Genomic DNA, 18404 nt, shown 5'->3' on the forward strand with positions numbered 1-18404 from the left:
CGCCACCGGGTGGCGCCGCCGGCCTGGTCCTACAGTGCTCGCTCCAGGGCGTCGGCGTAGAGCCGGGCTCCGGAGATCTTCGGATGGAACGACTTCATCGACGGCTCGGGCGCGTCACTGTCCGCCTCGGACCGGTCGAAGAGGACGATGCCGTGGATCGACTCGGGGTCGCCGCAGATGGCCTTGGACGCGAAGTCGGCGGCGGGGTCCACGAAGGTGGCTCCCGCGGTCGTCGCGGCGGCCAGCATCTCCGCGCTGAGGTGGGGGGCGACCACGTCGTTCAGCCAGGGAGCCTCGGCGGTGCCGATGCCCGGGACACACTGGCCGTTTCCGGAGAACAACGGCGGATAGCCCACGAGGTAGACCTCGGCGTTCGGCGCGCGGTTCCGGATCTGCCCGAGGACCTCGACGATGCGCGGCTTGACCTGATGGGTGACCCAGTCGGGCACGAAGTCCCGGAGAGGCCCACTCATCTCGCCGGTCTTGGCCCCCGTGTCGGGGTCCCGCTTCTCGAACTCGGCGTCCTGGCAGAGCTTCAGGCCGGCCGCGAAGACGCATTCCGCGATCACGTCCGCGAACAGCGCGTCGTTGCCGCCGATGGCGATGGTGACGATGTCGGTGTTCTGGTCGAGGTAGCCGAGGTCGAGTTGCGGCAGGGAGTTCCCGTACTGCCATTCGCCGCCGGAGACCACGTTGTAGGTCCGGGCGCCGGAGCAGGCGACGAAGCTCAGATCGACGTCACCGTGGTCGTCGGAGATCGCCCCGATCGACCGGCTCATGCCGGGCAGGGTCGCCTGCCGAATCCACGCCTGCTCGGAGCGGTGGCACTTGTTGGCCACCTCGCCGCCTCCGATGCTCTCGGTGTAGTCGGTCTCCCGGAAGTAGTCCTTGCCGCCCTCGCTGTCGGCGCCCTCGCCCGAGGCGAAGGAATCGCCCATGCCGACGACGTGGGTCGGGTCGGAGCCGAGCTTCTGGAACGCGACGGCGTCCCAGGCGATGTCGACCCCCACCCGCTCCTCGGTGATGTTGGACAGCGACACCTTCGGTGTCCCGGTGAAGTCGAAGACGCCGAGCGAGCGCCACTCGTTGCCGCGGATGCGCTGGGGCGCGACCCGGTGGGGTGAGGTGGAGTCGGTCCCGGAGACCGTGTAGCGGGCCTGTTGGGACCGCGCGGCGACGCTCGGCATGTGAACCAGCACCCGGGTCCAGCCGGCGACGTCGGAGGGGCCGGTCCAGGTGCCGGTGACCTTCATCCTCGCGGCCTCGTCGGAGCCGGCCTCGCGGGTGGTCGAGAACCAGATGTGGTTGCCGTAGCCCACTCCGAGTTGATGGGTGTCCATCTTCGCGGAGGGCGTGGCGAAGTCGAGGCGGAAGGACCCGGACGACCGCGCGCCGTCCCAGCAGCGTCTGGGATCGGCGCCGGCGAGTTGTTGGCCGGTGTCGACGTTGTCGACGACGGCCGTGCCGGTCGGGAGTCCCGAAGAGCAGCGGGGCGGGTGGGAGTTGCCGTCGGCTTCCTCGGGGTAGGTGTTGTCGAAGCGGAACAGTTCGAAGCCGCAGGTGGCCGCCGCGCAGTTCTTCCACTCCACCTCACTGTGCCACCAGCAGCGGAAGTCCTCGCGCTGGCAGGGCCCCGACGTTGCCGAGTCGTTGGAGGCGCCGTCCTTGATCATGGCGGGGTCGCACTCGTTGGAGCCGTCGCAGAACAGGTCGACCGGCGGCTTGGCCTGGGTTCGGTAGACGGGGTCGATCCACCAGGCGGGGCGGAAGCCGTGCACGAGGGTGCCGGGGGACTCCAGTGCCTCCAGGGGGCGCGCGGCCCAGCCGATGACCTTCTCGGGGTAGGGCCAGTACTGCGGCGTCGCCGCGTGGGAGTAGTCGTCGCCGCCCCAGGCGTTCTCCAGGAACGGGGTGCGGTTCGGCTTGTAGGTGGGGTTCGCCGGGTTGTTGGCCCAGCCCACACCCCACTTGCCGGCGTTCCCGCCCGCGGCGGACTCCGGGTAGAAGCCGGAGTTGTAGGCCCACAGCGCGAAGAACCAGTTCTCGATGGCCTTCGGGTCACCGTTGTTCACGGTGAGCCCGGCGTCTCGGGTCTGGTTCCACTTCTCGGCGAGGATGTTGACGCCCGCGGCCACGTTCGCGGTGTAGTCGAGCGCGACGGCCTCCTGGTAGGCGCGCGGCATGGACGGGCGGACCTCACCGTCCGGGTAGGGCTTGCCGGGCAGCCGCATGCCGTCGGTGACCTGCGTGATGCCGTAACCGCAGTCGGCGGCCGGCCAGTTGATCGCCCACGGGTCGTCGACCTGTCCGTGCGCGTCGTGGACGAGGCCGTAGTAGTTCCCGATCAGGCTGTTGGCGGTGGTGCCCGGGGCGGCGAAACGGGTGGCCTGCCACATGTTGGACTCCTGGGCGGTGATGCCGAGGAAGACCTGGGCCGGGATGCGTCCCCCGCCGGAGAGCGGGGTGAGGCCGCCGACGAGGGCCTGCGGGGCGTAGGCCGCCATGCCCATGTTCTTCCAGTCGGCCGCCCGGTACACGTGGTCGTCGAGGGTACCCTCGATCGCCCGGTCGACGGCCCACTCGATCTGCCGGGGCTTGGGCTGGAAAGCCTGCTTCTCGGGGTTGCCCCGCTCCACGGCGCAGGTGCGCTCCGACTCGGGCTCGGAGATGCCCGACGACGACATCGCCCCCACGCCCGCTCCGCCGGCGGCACCCGCCGTGCCGGCGGGCTTCGACGCCTCGGCGCCGAGGGCCGGGGAGGGCGCGAGGCCCTGGGCCGGATCGGGGGCGACCGGGGACGCCGCCGGGTCGGAGGCGAGGGTCGACTCCCGGCCGGTGGCCAGGTGACTCATCCGGATCCGGGCCGTGCGCGCCGAGTCGTACTCGGCGGGACGCACGCGGGTGTCCTTGCCGTCCGCCCACGCGGAGTTCACGACGGCACGGCCCCGGGTCGAGGCGGTGGCCTCCTTGTCGAGCCCGCCGGGGTTGCGGACCGCGCGGGGCAGGGTCCCGACGTTCTCGGCCTCGCCGGTGATGATCGCCGTGCCGTCGGCGGCGCGCGTGAGGTCCATGGCGGTGAGGTCGCCCTCGGCGAGCGTCCTGGCCTTGGCGTCCTCGCCCTGGACCTGCCCGCCGGTCAGGAACTTGACCTGGGCGACGGCGCCGGCCGAGGCGGCGGCCGAGGCATTCGCCTCGGTGCCGAGCCCTCGCGTCCTCTCGGCGGCCCGGTCGTCGTGACGACGGTCCAGGAACGCCAGGCCGCCGTCCTTGGTGGCGGCCAGACCGAAGGGCGTGTGCTCCGTCCGCGCGACGGTCCGGGGCTTCCCGTCCTCAGGTATCCGCACGATCGCGTTGCCCTGGGCGGCGACGACACCGTCGCGGGTCGGGATCGCGGAGGTGACCTGGCCGGCGACCGTGGTCTTCCGTTGCACCCGGCCGGTCCGGGCGTCGACGGTGATCAGACGGGTCCGGTTCCGGTCGGAGGTGCGCTCGTCGGTGAACTGCGACAGGACCGCCCGGTCGCCGTACCCGCACCCCGGGGAGAAATAGGCCAGGCTGGCCTGGAACGGAAGTTTCGTGACCTCCCCGGTGTCCAGGGCGACGGCGGCGGTGAAGGCACCGCGGGCCATCAGCTCGGGCTTGTTGGTGAAGGTGCGGGGTGCGTAGGCCACCAGTGCGTGATCACCGGAGTCGGTGACACAGGCGTTGCCGATCCAGGTGTCGGTGTCGACGAACCCCGGTTCGGCCAGGGTCGCGGCGGTCCTCCAGCGGTAGCCCTCGGCCTCTTCGGCGATCAGGAGGTGGAAGCCGGTGGCGTCGCCGATCGTCGTCCACGCGGTGTCCCGCGACTCGGCGTGGTCCTCGCCGAGGACCTCCTCGCGTTCCTTTACGGGGAGGCGGTCCGCGTCCTGCTCCTCGCCCTCGGCAGGCGGCGCGGCGGACTCCGACCACCCCCGGGCCGCGCCAGGGGGCGGTGTCGGCGGTGCCGAGGGCGCGGCCTGTGCCGGCGCCGCGGTCCCCCACGCCAACACGGTGGCGAGGGCGAGGGTGACCGGCAGGCGGACGTGCGTGTGTCTGCTGACCCGTCTCAAAGCTATCGGTGTCCTGGTGTGAGAGGCGGTGCGACGCCCGTCCGGGGCGCCGCGCGGGTTCCCGACCGATCCGCCGCGCGTCGCCGGGACCGCGGTTCACGGGGGGCCGGGGTGTGGCGAGGGCTCTTGTCCGGCTCCTCCCGGCGGGCTCGGGCCGATCTCGGAGGGGGGTTCGCCCAGGCGGCACTCGGCGGGCGAGGGCGCGTCGAGGACGCGTGGACGTGGGCGACGAGCGCGACCCGCCGCGCGGAGCGCTCGGTGGGCGCGTGCGTGATGCCCCCTGGGCAACGCCGTCTTCCGACACGAGGTGAAGACCGAATGGCGGAATCCAACCCCCTGATTCCGGGCCTCACTTTAGGCTCGACCGCCACGGGCGAGAAGAAGCGATCGTGCACATGGCGGAAAATCACCGCCCCTCACCAGGTGGTTCGAGTAGTCCGCCGCCCGGCGGACCCGTTGTGGCGCCTGTGTGACGGCTGTGCGCGAGCGGCGAGTACCGGTCGGACGCGTCGCGGACACCTGGCCGATTCACGTCGCCCGCGCGCCGGCCGGAGGAAGGGGAGGAACCGCCCGGACGCCGCCCTCCGAGCCGCGGCGACCTCCCCCGCCGCCGGGACCGGGCCGGACGCCGGCGCGCACCACCGCGGCTCGGGTCCACTCCGGGTGTCTCCCGGGTCGCGGGGTCGCGGGTCGTTCGCTCAACTACGCTGTCGTCATGCTGCTTCCTCTTCCGACCTCCGTCCCCCGGGGCCGTGCGACGTGAACAAGCCGCTCCGACGTATAGCCCTCTTCTGCGGCTTCCTGATGTTGGCGCTGCTGGTCCGCGCCAACTGGTTGCAGTTCGCCCAGGCCGACGCCCTGGCCAACGACGACGCCAACCGCCGCGTGCTGATCACGCAGTACTCCGTACCGCGCGGTGACATCGTCGTCGACGGCCAGTCGATCACCGGTTCCGAGCAGGTGGACGGCGCGGACCTGAAGTACAAGCGCACCTACACCGACGGCGCCATGTACGCCCCGGTCACCGGCTACGCCTCGCAGTCGGTGGGGATGACGCTGCTGGAGAGCACCTACGACGGGATCCTGAGCGGCACCGACGACATCCTGGCCTTCGAACGGTTCACGGACGTCATCACGGGCAACGAGCGACGCGGTGGCGACGTCGTCACGACGATCGACTCCAAGGCCCAGGAGGCCGGCTACCAGGGCCTGGTGGACCTCGGCGCTCGCGGCTCGGTGGTGGCCCTGGAGCCGGACACCGGCAAGGTCCTGGCCCTGGTCTCCGCGCCGTCCTACGACCCGGGGACGTTCGCCGGGAACTCGATCAAGGAGAGCGAGCTGTTCCAGGAGCTCGACAAGGAAGAGGGCAAGCCGCTGGCCAACCGAGCCCTACGGGAGACCTTCCCCCCGGGCTCCACCTTCAAGATCCTCACCGCCGCCGCGGCGCTGGAGCACGGTGTGGTGACCGACGTGAACGCCGAGACCGACGCGGTGTCGCCCTACCCGCTGCCCCTGTCGAACAACACGATCGGCAGTGAGGCAGGGGACGCGGTCTGCGACAGCGCCTCGCTGAAGACCGCGATGCAGCACTCGTGCAACAACGTCTTCCTGGACGCCGCGCTGGAGGTGGGACAGGACCGGATGCGGGAGACCGCCGAGAAGTTCGGGTACAACGAGGACGTGTACGCGGACGCCTTCGGCGATCTGCGCGCCGTGAAGAGCCTCTACCCCGAGGACCTCGACGAGCCCGGCACCGCCCTGACGGGCATGGGACAGGGCAGCCTGACCAGCACCCCGCTGCAGATGGCCATGGTGACCGCCGCACTGGTCAACGACGGCACGGTCATGCAGCCCTACATCGTCGACGAGGTCCGCTCCCCCGACCTGACGACACTGGTCAAGAACGAACCGCGGGCCATGAGCGAGGCGGTCTCGTCCGAGACGGCCCGGAAGGTGCGCGAGATGATGGAGTTCACCGCGGCCGAGGGCAGCGCCAAGCGGGCCCTCATCGACGGGATCACCGTGGGTGGCAAGACCGGCACCGCGCAGCGCGGCGTGGACGTCCGCGAGCAGGTGCCCTACGGCTGGTTCGTGTCGTACGGGCAGAAGCCCGACGGACAGTCCGTGGCCGTGGCCGTCTTCATCGACCCGACCGAGATGGACATCTCGCGCGAGGCCATCTCCGGCGGCAGCCTGGCGGCGCCCATCGCCAAGAGCGTGATGGAGGCCGTGCTCCTGCCCTGAGGCCACACCGCCCGCGCGGGGCGAGCCGCCCCCGTCCCCGTCCCGTCGCGTGAGAGGCGGGCGGCGCCCCCGACGGCGCCGCCCGCCTCCGGTGTCTTCCGGAACTCTCCGGCGGGAGGCGTCAGCGACGCGGGCTGAAGGAGACCACGTCGCCGGCGCGCTCCCGACCAGTGGGCAGCTGACCGTGGCGGTCGGTGCGAATGTAGTTGCGGTGCAGCCAGCGGTCGCGGCCGTCCCAGCGCGGGCTGAAGGGCGTGCGAGCGTGGGTGGTGCGGAAGTTGTCGATGATCAGCAGGTCGCCGGGGGTCAGCGCGACGGCCTCCGTGACCTCGTCCAGAGCGTGGGACAGCTTCGCCACCGCCTCGGTGTCCTTGCCGGGGTTCGGCCGGAGCAGCTCGCGGTCGTAGCCGAGCAGCGGGTCGTCCTTCGGGCCGTACAGCGGCTTGACGTTGGCGATGGCGCCGGGGTCGGGCACCCCGCCGCGGAAGGCGACGTCGACCTCGCAGGGCTGCGGGTTGTCGTAGAGGGTGTCGACGGTGTCCTGGTCGAGGAGGCGCAGGGCCTTGCGGACGGATCCGACCAGGGTCCGCGCCTTCTTCTCGTGGTCGGCGCGGGAGCACGCCAGCATGACGAAGTTCGGCTGGAGGACGTGGTAGGTCATCTCCGTGTGGAACTCCAGCAGGGTCTCGCTGGTCTCCGAGGACAGGTGGTGCGCGCCCGGCGAGGGGTAGACGTCGTGGTAGACGGTCCCGTTGCGCAGCTCCGCGTAGCCGGTGTGCAGTCCGAGGCGGGAGCCGAAGAGGGCGAGCATCGCCTCCATCGTCAGCAGTCGGCGTTCGGTGGGCGCGGGCGTGGAGACGGGGGTGGCGGGCAGGTCGAAATCCCCCTCGACGGGGAGACCTCGGAAGACCAGGTAGCCGTCCTCGTTGCCGTCCGGGTTGAAGGCGTCCAGCGGCCCGGCTATCTCGTGCGGCAGGTCTACCGAGAGCTTCTTGGCGGTCTCCAGGAAGCCGTACAGGTCCCTACGGGGCACCGTGGGCAGTTCCGCGGCGAGGAGCTTCAGGTGGGCGGCGTTGGCGGAGACATCGATGACGGTCACGGGTTCTCCTTCTTCTCGTGGGCGCGGGCGTACTGGTAGAGCAGTTCCGCGCCGATTTCGGTGGCCAGGACCGAGGTGATCCCGGCGTGGTCGTAGAGCGGCGAGACCTCCATCACGTCGAAGCCGACGGGACGCAGATCGCCGACGCAGCGCAGCAGACCGAGGACCTCGCGACTGGTCGGACCGCCGGGAGCCGGGGTGCCGGTGCCCGGCGCGAAGGCGGGGTCGACGACGTCGACGTCGACGGAGACGTAGACCGGTCGACCGGCCGTCTTCTCCCGGATCAGGTCGGCGGTGGCCCGAACACCGCGCTCGCAGAACTCGTCCGTCGTCACCACACGCACGCCCTTGCCCCGTGGCCAGTCCAGGCTGTCCGGCTTCGGATTGTGCCCCCGCATCCCGATCTGGATCATCGCCGTCGGGTCGATGACGCCTTCCTCGATGCCGTGCCGGAAGGGTGTTCCGTGGTGGTACTCCCCGCCGATCATCGCCGGGTTGGTATCGGAGTGGGCGTCCAGGTGCAGCACGGCGAGCGGTCCGTGCTGCTCCGCGACGGCCCGCAGGCCGGCCAGGGTGAGGGAGTGGTCGCCGCCGAGCATGAGGAAGGCCGCGTTGTCCCTGAGCAGACCTCTCAGCCACTGGTGCGCGGTGTCCATCGCCACGTGCTGGTTGAACGGCGTCAGGTCGATGTCGCCGGCGTCGACGACCTTGATCAGGTCGAAGACGCCCGGCCCCCGGTCGATGCCGACCCCGTGGATGAGCCCGGACTCGTGGCGGATGGCCCGAGGGCCGAACCGTGCGCCCGGACGGTAGCTGGTGCCTCCGTCGTAGGGCGCGCCGATCACCACGATGTCGTTGCCCCGGGGCTCCGGGTCGTGCGGGAGCCGCATGAAGGTGGCGATCTGGGCGTAGCGGGGGGAGAAGTGGGAGTCGACGCGTCCGTCCGTCCTCATCGGCCCTCCTGGTCGGTCTCGATCTTGTCGGTCTCGATGGTGATCAGTCCGGCCGCGTGTCGGGCCCTGGCCAATGCCTGGTCCGCGGTGGCGGCGTGGGCGTAGACGAAGCCGACCGAGGCGGAGTTGTCGAGGCGTCCCGCCACACTGTCGCCGGGGACGGCGTGCAGGCGCACCTCGACGCCGTGGTCGCGGGCGGCGTCCACGCCGTCGATGCCGACCAACCACCCCGGGTCGTCGGGGAAGAGCACCACGACAGCCGAGGCGGAGTGCGGTCCTTCGCCGGGTCGGCCGGGCTCGGGGACCTCGCCGAGGGCGAGGAGTTTGCTGTCCAGGTGCGGGTCGGTGCCGCAGGAGTCGGCAACCATGGTGGAGATCATGTGGGCGGGCAGTCGGGGGTTGATCTCCACGATTCGCGGACCGTTCTCGGTGAGCATCACCTCGCTGTGGGCCGGCCCCTGTCGGTAGTCGATCGCCCGCAGGGCCTCGCCGACGCACTCCCGGATCTCCCGCCACACGCGCGGGGGGAGGTCGAGCGGGAAGGAATGCGACTCCTCCAGCAGGGTCCCTCCGTGCAGTGACTTGGAGGTGGCGCCGAAGAAGTGGGTGTCGCCGTCGACGGTGATCGACTCCACGCTGATCTCGGTGCCCCGCAGGAACTCCTCCAGGAGGACGTGCCCGGGACGTTCCTGACCGCGCAACGACCGCCGGATTCCGGAGAGTTCCCGAAACGCCCCGAGCGCCTCGTCGCGGGTGTGGCACTTGCGGACACCGTAGGAGATGGCCTCGGAGGGCGGCTTGGCGATCAGGGGCAGTCCGACGTGGTCGACGGCGGCGTCGAGTTCCTCCGGGGAGGTGACCAGGCGCCAGCGGATCCCGCCGGCGCCGCCGTCGAGCGCCCGGCGCAGCAGATGCTTGTGGTTGGCGGCGCGCACGGCCGCCGACCCCTGGGAGGGCAGGCCGAGGTGCTCGGCGGCGAGGTTGGCCGTCTCCGTGTGGTAGTCGGAGAACGACATCACCCCGTCGACCACGGGGCGGCCTTCGTCGTCGACGAGGGCGGCGGCGACGGCCCGCCAGTCGTGGGTGTCGACGCGCAGGACCCGGTCCACCCGGGCGAGGGGGTGCTCGGCGAAGGGGCGGCCGGCGGTGTACCACTCCTCGCCCCGCACGAGGAGCCAGATCTCGGCGCCGTGCCGGCGCGCCTCGTGGACGCCGTCGTAGAAGGCGTCGTGCAGCATCGACTCCACCAGCGCGAGCCGCTTGCCGGCGAACCGGTGGTACACGCTCACGTCGGGGTCTCCTCCACGGCGTGGGAGACGGCGTCGCCGACCGGCACGTCGTCCGGATGGGCGCCGCCCACCACGACACGGTCGAAGAGGTACCGCACGAACCGGGCCTTGGCGGCCGGGAGTCGCTCCTCGGGCACCCCGGCGTCGGTCAGGAGCAGCGAGAACGACGAGGTCGTGCCGGACCCCTCGTGCACGCCGAGCTTGGGCCGGTTCACCGTCGTCGAGGGGAGCAGGTCGCCCATGGCGGCGCGCAGGACCCACTTGTCCCGGCCGTGGCGACGCTTGAGCCCGGCTTCGAGACCGGTCAGGCAGTCCAGGACGTCACGATCCCAGTAGGGGTGGGTGGACCAGTGGCCGGAGAGGGTCGAGAGCACCGGTGACATCTCGTTCAGTCCGTCGAAGGTGTCCATGTCGTGGGCGACGACGGTGTCGAGGTTGGGGAGCCGGTCCTCCCGGTGCATGCCGCCGAGCGGGATGTCGGCGCCGTAGCCGGTCAGGACCCGCCGGGCGGGGCCGTCCAGTCGCCGGTAGAGCGCGGTGAGCGGCAACAGGTACTCGACGATGTCCGGGTCGAGGGTCTCGGCGGCGTGGACGGTGTGCGGGAGTTGGGCGAGGAGGTCCGCGGTGGGGATCGTGACCTCGCGGTGGTCGGAGGACAGGTGCTCGGCGACGATCCGGGCCTGGGTGAACTCGTCGGCGGTGTCGGTCCCCATGGAGAGGGTGTCGATGCCGGGACGGGAGCGGTCGGCGAGGGCGGCGACGGCGGAGGAGTCGATGCCGCCGGAGAGCACGACCAGTGGCCGGCCGCCCGGCAGTCGACGTTCGACGGCCCTCGCCAGTACCCGGCGGACCTCGTCGACCGCGTGGTCCTCGCCGAGGATCCTTCGGGCGGCGGGCGGCTGCCAGGTGCGATGGGCGGTCGCCGCGGACCCGTCGAGGTCGAACTCCAAAACGGTGCCGGCGGGCACCTGGTAGAGGCCGGGCAGCCGGCGGACCCGACGGGCGCCGGAGACGGGGTGTCCGAGCGAGCCGGCCGGGTTGTCGGCCAGGGCCTTGGCCTCGGTGGCGGCCAGGACGCCGTCGGGCAGGTGACGGGTGTAGAGAGGGACGGATCCGGCGTGGTCGGTGGCCAGGAGCACGGTGTCGCCGGTGAGGACCGCGGCGGCGAACCGGCCGTTGACGAGCCGAAAGGCGTGCAGTCCGTAGCGGTCGACGAGGGCGAGGATCAGCTCGGCGTCGGAGGAGGAGGCGGCGTCGCAGGCGACGGCGGAGGCGATCTCGTCACGGTTGTACAGCTCGCCCGCGAGGACGACGGCGGTGTCCGCGTCGCCGGCGGTGGCTCCGGCGGCCGTACGGTCCGGCTGGACGAGGATCGTGTCGAGGGTCCGCTCTCGCAGCCGCCGACGCGCGGCGGTCTGGTGGCCTCGGGTGGCGAAGGTCGCCCGCGGGGCCTGGCCCGCGCCCGTGTGGGCGAAGGCCAGGAATCCGTAGGCGGCGGGGAGGGCTGCCTGATCGGTCATTTCAGATCTTCAGCGCTCCGAAACCGCCGGAGGTGAAGTCGTAGTTGACCGGTACCTCGATCAGGTAGGGGCGGCCCAGCTCGACGGCCTTGCGGAGGGCGGCCACCAGGGACTCGCGGGTGGCGGCGCGCTCGGCCTCGATGCCGTTGGCGTGGGCGAGCTGCACGAAGTCCACGGCGGGGCCGTCGCCGGTGCCGAACTTGACCGCCGGGTCGTGGGAGCGCTGGTGGCCGAGGTTCTGGTACAGCTCGATGAGGCCGTTGGTGTCGTTGTTGACGACGACGGTGACGATGGGCAGCTTGAGGCGGGCGATGGTCTCCAGGTCGGAGCTGTTGGAGTGGAAGCCGCCGTCGCCGGCGATCAGGAAGGTCGGCTGGTCGGGGCGGGCCATCTGGGCGCCGATCGCGGCGGGGATGCCGTAGCCGAAGCTGGAGCAGCCGGCCGAGGTCAGGAAGCCGAAGGGCTGGTCCGCGCGGGCGAACAGGACGCCGTAGTGGCGGAAGAAGCCGATGTCGGACACGATCGTGCCGCGTCCGGGCCCGGCGGCGTCGGCCATGACGGTGTTCATGGAGTCCATGACCTGGTGGACGCGCATGCCGTCGTCGTACTGGCGGGGGTCGGCGAGGAACTCGGCGATCCGCTCACGCAGCGGGGTGATGTCGTGGCGCCGCTTGGCGGCCACCCCTTCCGTGGTGCGGTCCAGGCGGTCGACGAACGCCAGGACGTCGGTGACGACGTCGACGGTGGGCCGGTAGATCCGGGGCACCGGGTTGAAGGTCGGGGAGACTCGGACCGTCTTCTTCTCGACACCGCGCTGCCACATCGAGGGCCGCAGGTCCTCGGCGTAGTCGTAGCCGAGGGTGAGGACGAGGTCGGCCGGGCCGAACAGGGTCTCCAACGCGGGGTAGGAGAGGATGCCGTCCATGTAGCCGGTGACCGCGCCGTAGTTCAGCTCGTGGTCCTGGGGCAGGACGCCCTTGGCGATGTAGGTGGTGATGACGGGCACGTTCAGCCGCTCGGCCAGCGCGCGGACGCGGTCCACGGCGCCGGACCGGATGGCGGCGGCGCCGACGACGAAGACCGGGTGTTCGGCCCGCGCGAGGAGTTCGGCGGCCTCGTCGGCGTGCTTCTCCCAGCCGGGCTGGACGGCGCCGATCGGCTTCTCGGGGGTGGGGGCCGGGCCGTGGTCGGCAGTGATGTCGACGCCCTCGGAGGACCCGAGCAGGTCGACCGGCAGGGAGATGAAGGAGGGGCCGACCGGCTCGGTCATGGCGTTCAGGACGGCCGAGTCGACCAGGTCGGTGATCTCCTTGGGGCGCTCCAGCTCGACGGCGTACTTGCTCATCGGCTCGGCGATCTTCACCAGGTCCAGACACTGGTGCGTGTCGTTGGGGAAGATGTCGTGGGACTCGGACTGGGCCGCCATGGCGATGACCGGCGAGCGGTCCAGGACGCTGGTGGCCATCCCCGTCGACAGGTTGGTCATGCCGGGACCGAGGGTGGCCCAACAGGCGGTGGGACGGCCGCTGATGCGCGCCAGGACGTCGGCCGCGACACCGGCGGTGAACTCGTGCCGGGTCAGGACGAAGTCCAGGCCCTCCTCCTCGTCGAACAGGATCGACGCGGCCTCACGGCCGACGACGCCGAACACCTTGTCGATGCCGTGCTCCTTGAGGCGCTTGAGCAGGGCGTGAGCGGCCGTCGGGTTCTCGCTGGGGCCGGTGGATACACGAGACATGTGAAACCAGTTCTCCTGTCGAACTCGGGTCCGAATGCTCAACAGATTCGGGGCCGGCTCTCTTGCCGATCTCTCTGCGCGGTATCCGGGCACCGACCGGTCAGGGCGTGCCGGGGCAACCGTCCGGCGTCGCGCGGCGGTTTGCCGGCCGGCTCCGCCGCCCCTCGGCCGGGACGCCGCGGCGAGGACTCCGCCCGTGCCCGACCGATGTGTTCCGCGGCGCCGTTCCTCTCTCTCCGGGCACTCTCCGTCGGCTCTTCGTCTCTTGCGACGCCCCCTGCCCGCACCTAGCGTTGTCGCGCTCCCGACGAAAGCGGACGGGCTTGTTCCGCCGCTTCGCCGCCCCTCTCGTGCCCGCGTGGCCCGGCGCCCGCGGGCCGCCCTCGCGCCCGCGGCGAGGAGGCGACGCCCCGTGGAGGCTCCTCCCCCCCACCCCGGAAAGGCCCCTGTGATGGTCGGACCTCCCCCAACCGCCCCCGGTGGAGGGGAGACCCGGGCCCTGCGCCTGCTGCTCACGGCCCAGTTGCTGAGTCAACTCGGCTTCCGGCTGCTGGGGATCGCGATGCCGATCCTGGCCGCGACCACCCTGGAGGCGTCCGCCTTCGAGGTCAGCGCCGTCGCGGCGGCCCAGACCGCGGCGTACCTCCTCGTCGGACTCCCCGCCGGCGTGTGGGTGGACCGGATGCGCAAGCGATCGGTGATGATCGTCTGTGACGTGGGGCGGGCCGCGGTCCTCGCCGTGATCCCGGTGGCCTGGGGCCTGGGCGTCCTCGACGTGCTGCTCCTGTGCGCCGTGGCCTTCGTCACCGGCCTGCTCACGGTCTTCTTCGACGTCGCCGAGCAGAGCTACCTGCCCCATGTGGTGGGCAAGGATCGCCTCGTCACCGCCAACGCCCGGCTCACGGGAGTGGCCGAGGTGGCGGGCGTGGTCGGCCCCGGCGCGGGTGGGCTGCTCGTGCAGGTGGCGACCGCGCCCCTGGCCGTGCTGGCGACGGCCTTCGGGTACGTCTGGTCGGCGGTGTGCGTGGCCCTCATCCGCCGCCCCGAGACGCCGCCGCCCCGCGAGGAGCGCCCGCGGCTGCTGCGGGGGGTCGCCGAGGGCGTGCGTCTGGTGACCCGGGATGCCCTGCTCAGGCCCATCGTGCTGTGCTCCACGACGATGACGCTGTTCTGGAGCGTGTCGTACGCGATGCTCCTCGTGCTGCTCGCCCGGGATCTGGCGGTCCCCGCGACCACGGTGGGGCTGTTGTTGACCGCCGGCAGTCTCGGCGGGGTCCTGGCCACGGTCGTCGCCGACCGGGTCATCCGCGGGCTGGGGGACGCTCGGGCGGTCAAGTACAGTGTCGCCTTCGGTGCCCCGCTCACGCTGCTTGCCGCGCTGGTCCAACCGGGCTGGCGACTGGGGCTGGTGAGCCTCTCCCTGTTCGGTTTGGGGGCCGCTCTGGTGATCTACAACGTGGCGCAGGTCAGCTACCGCCAGCGGTGCGTGCCGGCCGAGTGCCTGGGCAGGGTCAACGCGACGGTCCGGTTCTTCGCCTGGGGGGCCCGCCCGGTGGGCAGCCTGTGCGGAGGCGTGCTGGCCGAGGTGTTCGGGGCGCGGGGGGCGGTGCTCGCGGGGGCCGTGGGCACCTCGCTGGCCTTCGTATGGCTGGTGTTCTCGCCGCTGCGTCGCATGCGCACCCTGCCGACCGACCACACGGCCGGACACCCCCTGACCACCGGCTGACACCGACACCCGACCGTCCGCGCCCCGCCGGGGGCCGCAGGCGCCCGGACCCGCGGTCGCTCCCCCGGACACGGACGCCCCGACCACCCCGCCACCCCCGCTCCACCACCACCCCCACCCCACCGCGCCGTCAGAGAAGGAACACCGCCGTGAGCGACACTCCTCCCCCCACCTCCACGCCCGCGATCGTCTGGATCACCAACCCGGACAACTACGACCCCAGACGTCAAGTCCTTTTGCGTCAGGCGGGGTCGGATCGCGTCGACCTCTTCGAACGGAACGGGCTGCCGGTCCGGGTCGCACACCTCGGGGACCTGGTGCCCGCGTGGGCCGGCGGGGCTCCCCGGCTGTATCTCGACGACGAGGACCTGCTCGCCGGGGACCACGCGTTCCTGCTGTCGGACTGGACGTGGGACGCGGCGATGGGCCGTCACGTCCAGGCCGTGACACGGACCCTCCGCGCCGCCGGCCGGGTCCTGCTCAACGACGGCGTCCGCGACCCCGAGTCACTGGGCTCGGACAAGCTCGCGATGTGCCACCAGGCGGCGGCGCTCGGGGCTCCCGTCCCACCGACGGTCGCCGTCCCCTTCGGCCGCTACGCCCGTCGGGTGCTGCCCGTGGTCGAGCGAGATCTGGGGCCCGGGCCCTACGTGGTGAAACCGCGCGCCATGGCGATGGGCTTCGGGGTGCTGAAGGCGGACGGGGCGGAGCAGTTGACCGCCGCCCTCGACCTTCTGACACCGGCGGCGTTGGGCGCCGTGGTGCAGCCCTTCCAGGACAACGACGGAGACGCCCGGGTGTACGTGCACCGGGGCGAGGCCGTCGCGGTGCTCCTGCGCCGCCCGCAGGGTTCCTCCTACCTGGCCAACGTCAGCCTCGGCGGCTCGGCCGAGACCTTCGAGGGCGACGACCGGGTGCGGGGGCTCAGCGAGCGCCTGGCGGTCGGGGTGGGCGCGGACTACCTCTGCGTGGACTGGTTGCTGACCGAGGCGGGACCGGTCTTCAACGAGTGGATGACGGTCTCGGCCGCCTACGAGGACCTTCCGGAGCCGGATCGCTCCCGGGTCGCCGAGGCACTCGTGGCGTACGTGCGGGGGCGGATCGCGGCGGGTTCCTGACCCGCCGCGCCCCTCCCGCCGGTCGGTCCGGCTCTCGGGCAGTGCCCCGGGTTCACGCCCCGGGGCACCAGGGCAGAACCGAGGGCGCGCCGACTACGCGGGCGCGTGGACCGGCCGTTGGTTGAGGATCCCCTCCAGTACGGCCGTCAGGCGGCGGCCGGGGAGGATGCCCAGCTCGTCCGCCAGGACTTGTCTGGCCTGGTGGAAGACGGCTATGGCGTCGGCCTGGCGACCGGCCTGCTGGTAGGCCCGCATGAGCCGCTCGTAGAGGTCCTCGCGAAGGGGGTCTCGGGAGACCAGGTGCTCGAACTGCGCCACCGCCTCCTCGAAGTGGCCCAGGCACAGGTCGAGTTCGGCACGGAGTTCCTGGGCCGCCGTCCGCTCCCGGTCGAGCAGGTCGGCACGGAGACGGAGTCGCCCGGACGTGATGTCGGCGAGCGCGGGCCCCTTCCACAGCGCCAGGGCCGCGTCCAGCCGGGCCAACGCCCCGTGGTGGTCGCCGGCGTGGCAGAGTTCCCTGGCGTCCCGAGCCATGTCGCGAAAGGTGAACAGGTCCACCCGGTCGGGTGCGACGCGGAGTTGGTAGCCCACGGCGTGCGAGAGGACGACATGTCGTCCGGCGCCCGCCTGTTCGAAGGCTCTGCGGATCATCCAGGCGCTGTTCTGCACCTGGGCGGAGACCGTCCGGGGAGGATCGGAACCCCAGGAGTCGGCGATGATCGAGTCCTTGGAGACGACCTGGTCCGGACTCAGGGCGAGGGCGGCGAGGAACTTGAGCTGCCGCTGCCCCTGGACGGGAACTCGGGCGCCGGCCTGGGCGGCGGTGATCGGACCTAGCAACTGGATGGCGATCCTGGCGGCGATGATGATTCCTTCCCCCCAGTGTGACCTGCGCGTGGGCAGCTCACCCACTCGCCTTATTCGAACAAGCGTCTTAATGGGTGAGATGAACGTAAGGCTATGCAACGGTCATGGGCCCGGCAACCCGGCCCGGGGAGACCCCCATCACTCCGTAGTCGTACATCCCGAACGCCTGTGACATGCGGACATTGGTGACGTCACGACCGCGCCACACCACCGACTTGACGTACATGTAGGGGCACATCACCGCCTCGTCCATCGCCGCCCGGTCCACCGACGCCCAGATGTCGGACCGCTCGCGGAGGTCGAAGGTGCGGGCCCCCCGGTCGAGCAGCCGGTCCACCTCCGGCGACGCCAGCTCGCCGAGATTCTGGTTCCCCGCCTCCTTGACGGCGCGGGAGTCGGCGATCTGCTGGAGGAACCCGAAGCCGTCGGGGAAGTCGGCCGCCCAGCCGAACATCACGATGCCGATGCCGTGTTCGCGCAGGTACGCCGGCACGCCCGCCGCCTTGGTGAAGTAGTCCCCCGAGGTGAAGGGGACCACCTCGGCGCGGATCCCGACACGCTTGAGCCCCTCGGAGAGGGCCAGCGCCGCGTTCCACTCCTTGCGCCGGTCCTCACGGGCGGCGATCCGGGTGTCGAAGCCGTCCGGCAAACCGGCGAGTTCCAGCTCGGCCCGGGCCGCCTCCAGGTCCCCCCGGCCGTCCTCGCCGACCGGATACCGGTCGCCGGGGGCGTGTCCGGCGACGTTCGGCGGCAACAGCGTGGTGGCGAGGTCGCCGGCCGGCTCGCCGCCGTAGGCGGCGCGCATCGCCAGCTTGTCGGTGGCGTACTGGACGGCGCGCCGGGCGTGCACGTCGGCGAGGGGGCCGATGGCGCGGTTGATGCAGTACAGCCAGACGAAGCCGGTGTGCGGGTTGTCGACCTGCTCGTGGGGGGCGTCGCCGGCGAGCAGCGCCTCCTGTGTCTCCGGCTGCACACCGACGCCCGCGAGGTCGATGTCGGCCTCCCCCGCCAGGAGCATACGGTCCACCTCGGGCCCGGACACCCCGAGCCGCACGCCGATCCGGTCCGGCAGCGCCGTGCGCACCGGGTCCAGCGACGCCTTCCAGTACGGGTTGCGGGTCAATCGCAGCGCATCGCCGGGGGTGTAGGAGTCGATCCGATAGGGGCCGCTGGAGACCGGTCCGAGCCGATAGTCGGGGAAGGTGTCGCGGTCCCGGGGGACCGGGATCGTCAGAGGCAGGGCGGCCAGGTAGTCGAAGCCCGCGAAGGGCTCGGCGAGGTGGAAGACGATGGTGTGCTCGTCCGGGGTGTCGATGCCCTCGGGCCCGGTCAGGTACTGGCGGAAGTACTGCGGGCCGCCCCGGACGGCGCCGGGGTCCCCGTAGACGGTCTCGGGGAAGTTGGCGCGCAGCACCGCGTACGCGACGTCCGCCGAGGTGACCGGCCGGCCGTCCTCGTACCGGACGCCTGGGCGTATGCGGTACGTCCACGTCCGGCCGCCGTCGGCCGCCCCGCCCAGTCCCTCGGCCAGGTCCGGCACGAGCTCGGGTCTGCCGTCCTCGCCGTCACGGTAGCCGCACAGCGGCCGGCCCAGCAGCCGGATGAAGTTCCACGTGTAGGCGTAGTAGGTGTCGGCCGGGTCGAGCGAGTCGAAGTCGTCGGTGCGTACGAACCGCAACTCGCCGCCCGCCCGTGTGGACGGGTTCACGATGCCCCGGGTGACGACGTCGTTGTATGCCATGGCCCTGTCCTTCTGTGT

General features: G+C 71.6%; 11 protein-coding genes. 3 read left to right on the forward strand and 8 right to left on the reverse strand.

The features are described from left to right. Positions 1–29 precede the first annotated feature (29 nt). Positions 30–4091: a GDSL-type esterase/lipase family protein gene (locus JEK78_RS05860; protein WP_242483279.1), complete on the reverse strand. Its 4062-nt coding sequence runs from the start codon at positions 4089–4091 to the stop codon at positions 30–32. Positions 4092–4850: 759 nt separating this feature from the next. Between JEK78_RS05860 and JEK78_RS05865 the strand changes: the two genes are divergently transcribed. After that, positions 4851–6335: a penicillin-binding protein 2 gene (locus JEK78_RS05865; RefSeq protein ID WP_200263043.1), complete on the forward strand. Its 1485-nt coding sequence runs from the start codon at positions 4851–4853 to the stop codon at positions 6333–6335. 121 nt (positions 6336–6456) lie between these two features. Here the strand turns inward: JEK78_RS05865 and cs1 are convergent, their stop codons facing one another. From cs1 to JEK78_RS05890, 5 genes are read right to left on the reverse strand one after another with little or no spacing between them, the layout of a single operon-like run. Next, on the reverse strand, positions 6457–7434 hold the full coding sequence (cs1, locus tag JEK78_RS05870; protein WP_200263044.1) for a clavaminate synthase Cs1: 978 nt from the start codon (positions 7432–7434) through the stop codon (positions 6457–6459). After that, positions 7431–8387, reverse strand: a complete 957-nt coding sequence (speB, locus tag JEK78_RS05875) for an agmatinase (RefSeq protein ID WP_200263045.1) — start codon at positions 8385–8387, stop codon at positions 7431–7433. Before speB ends, cs1 begins: the two co-directional genes overlap by 4 nt. Beyond that, positions 8384–9676, reverse strand: coding sequence for an ATP-grasp domain-containing protein (locus JEK78_RS05880; RefSeq protein WP_200263046.1), 1293 nt, complete (start codon positions 9674–9676; stop codon positions 8384–8386). The genes speB and JEK78_RS05880 overlap by 4 nt, the downstream gene beginning before the upstream one ends. After that, positions 9673–11196: an asparagine synthase-related protein gene (locus JEK78_RS05885; RefSeq protein ID WP_200263047.1), complete on the reverse strand. Its 1524-nt coding sequence runs from the start codon at positions 11194–11196 to the stop codon at positions 9673–9675. The genes JEK78_RS05880 and JEK78_RS05885 overlap by 4 nt, the downstream gene beginning before the upstream one ends. A gap of 1 nt (position 11197) precedes the next feature. Continuing rightward, positions 11198–12934 (reverse strand): thiamine pyrophosphate-binding protein, encoded by a 1737-nt coding sequence (locus JEK78_RS05890; protein WP_200263048.1) that lies wholly within the window; start codon positions 12932–12934, stop codon positions 11198–11200. A gap of 451 nt (positions 12935–13385) precedes the next feature. Here JEK78_RS05890 and JEK78_RS05895 point away from each other — a divergent pair, with 451 nt between their 5' ends. Both JEK78_RS05895 and JEK78_RS05900 read left to right on the forward strand, forming a co-directional pair. Further along, entirely contained in the window at positions 13386–14660 is a 1275-nt protein-coding gene (locus JEK78_RS05895) for an MFS transporter (protein ID WP_200263049.1), read from the forward strand. Between the two features lie 149 nt (positions 14661–14809). Further along, on the forward strand, positions 14810–15778 hold the full coding sequence (locus JEK78_RS05900; RefSeq protein ID WP_200263050.1) for a hypothetical protein: 969 nt from the start codon (positions 14810–14812) through the stop codon (positions 15776–15778). A 93-nt stretch (positions 15779–15871) separates the two neighbouring features. Here JEK78_RS05900 and JEK78_RS05905 read toward each other — a convergent pair whose 3' ends face one another. Beyond that, complete coding sequence (locus JEK78_RS05905) at positions 15872–16690, reverse strand: BTAD domain-containing putative transcriptional regulator (protein ID WP_242483280.1); 819 nt, start codon at positions 16688–16690, stop codon at positions 15872–15874. Between the two features lie 46 nt (positions 16691–16736). Next, complete coding sequence (locus tag JEK78_RS05910) at positions 16737–18386, reverse strand: ABC transporter substrate-binding protein (RefSeq protein WP_200263051.1); 1650 nt, start codon at positions 18384–18386, stop codon at positions 16737–16739. Positions 18387–18404: the final 18 nt, after the last annotated feature.

It is taken from the genome of Streptomyces sp. HSG2, from assembly GCF_016598575.1.
GTDB lineage: Bacteria > Actinomycetota > Actinomycetes > Streptomycetales > Streptomycetaceae > Streptomyces.

Coding starts and splice junctions, on each gene's coding strand:
- JEK78_RS05895 (WP_200263049.1), top strand. CDS start 13,386: ATGGTCGGACCTCCCCCAACCGCCCCCGGTGGAGGGGAGACCCGGGCC.
- JEK78_RS05890 (WP_200263048.1), bottom strand. CDS start 12,934: ATGTCTCGTGTATCCACCGGCCCCAGCGAGAACCCGACGGCCGCTCAC.
- JEK78_RS05910 (WP_200263051.1), bottom strand. CDS start 18,386: ATGGCATACAACGACGTCGTCACCCGGGGCATCGTGAACCCGTCCACA.
- speB (WP_200263045.1), bottom strand. CDS start 8,387: ATGAGGACGGACGGACGCGTCGACTCCCACTTCTCCCCCCGCTACGCC.
- JEK78_RS05885 (WP_200263047.1), bottom strand. CDS start 11,196: ATGACCGATCAGGCAGCCCTCCCCGCCGCCTACGGATTCCTGGCCTTC.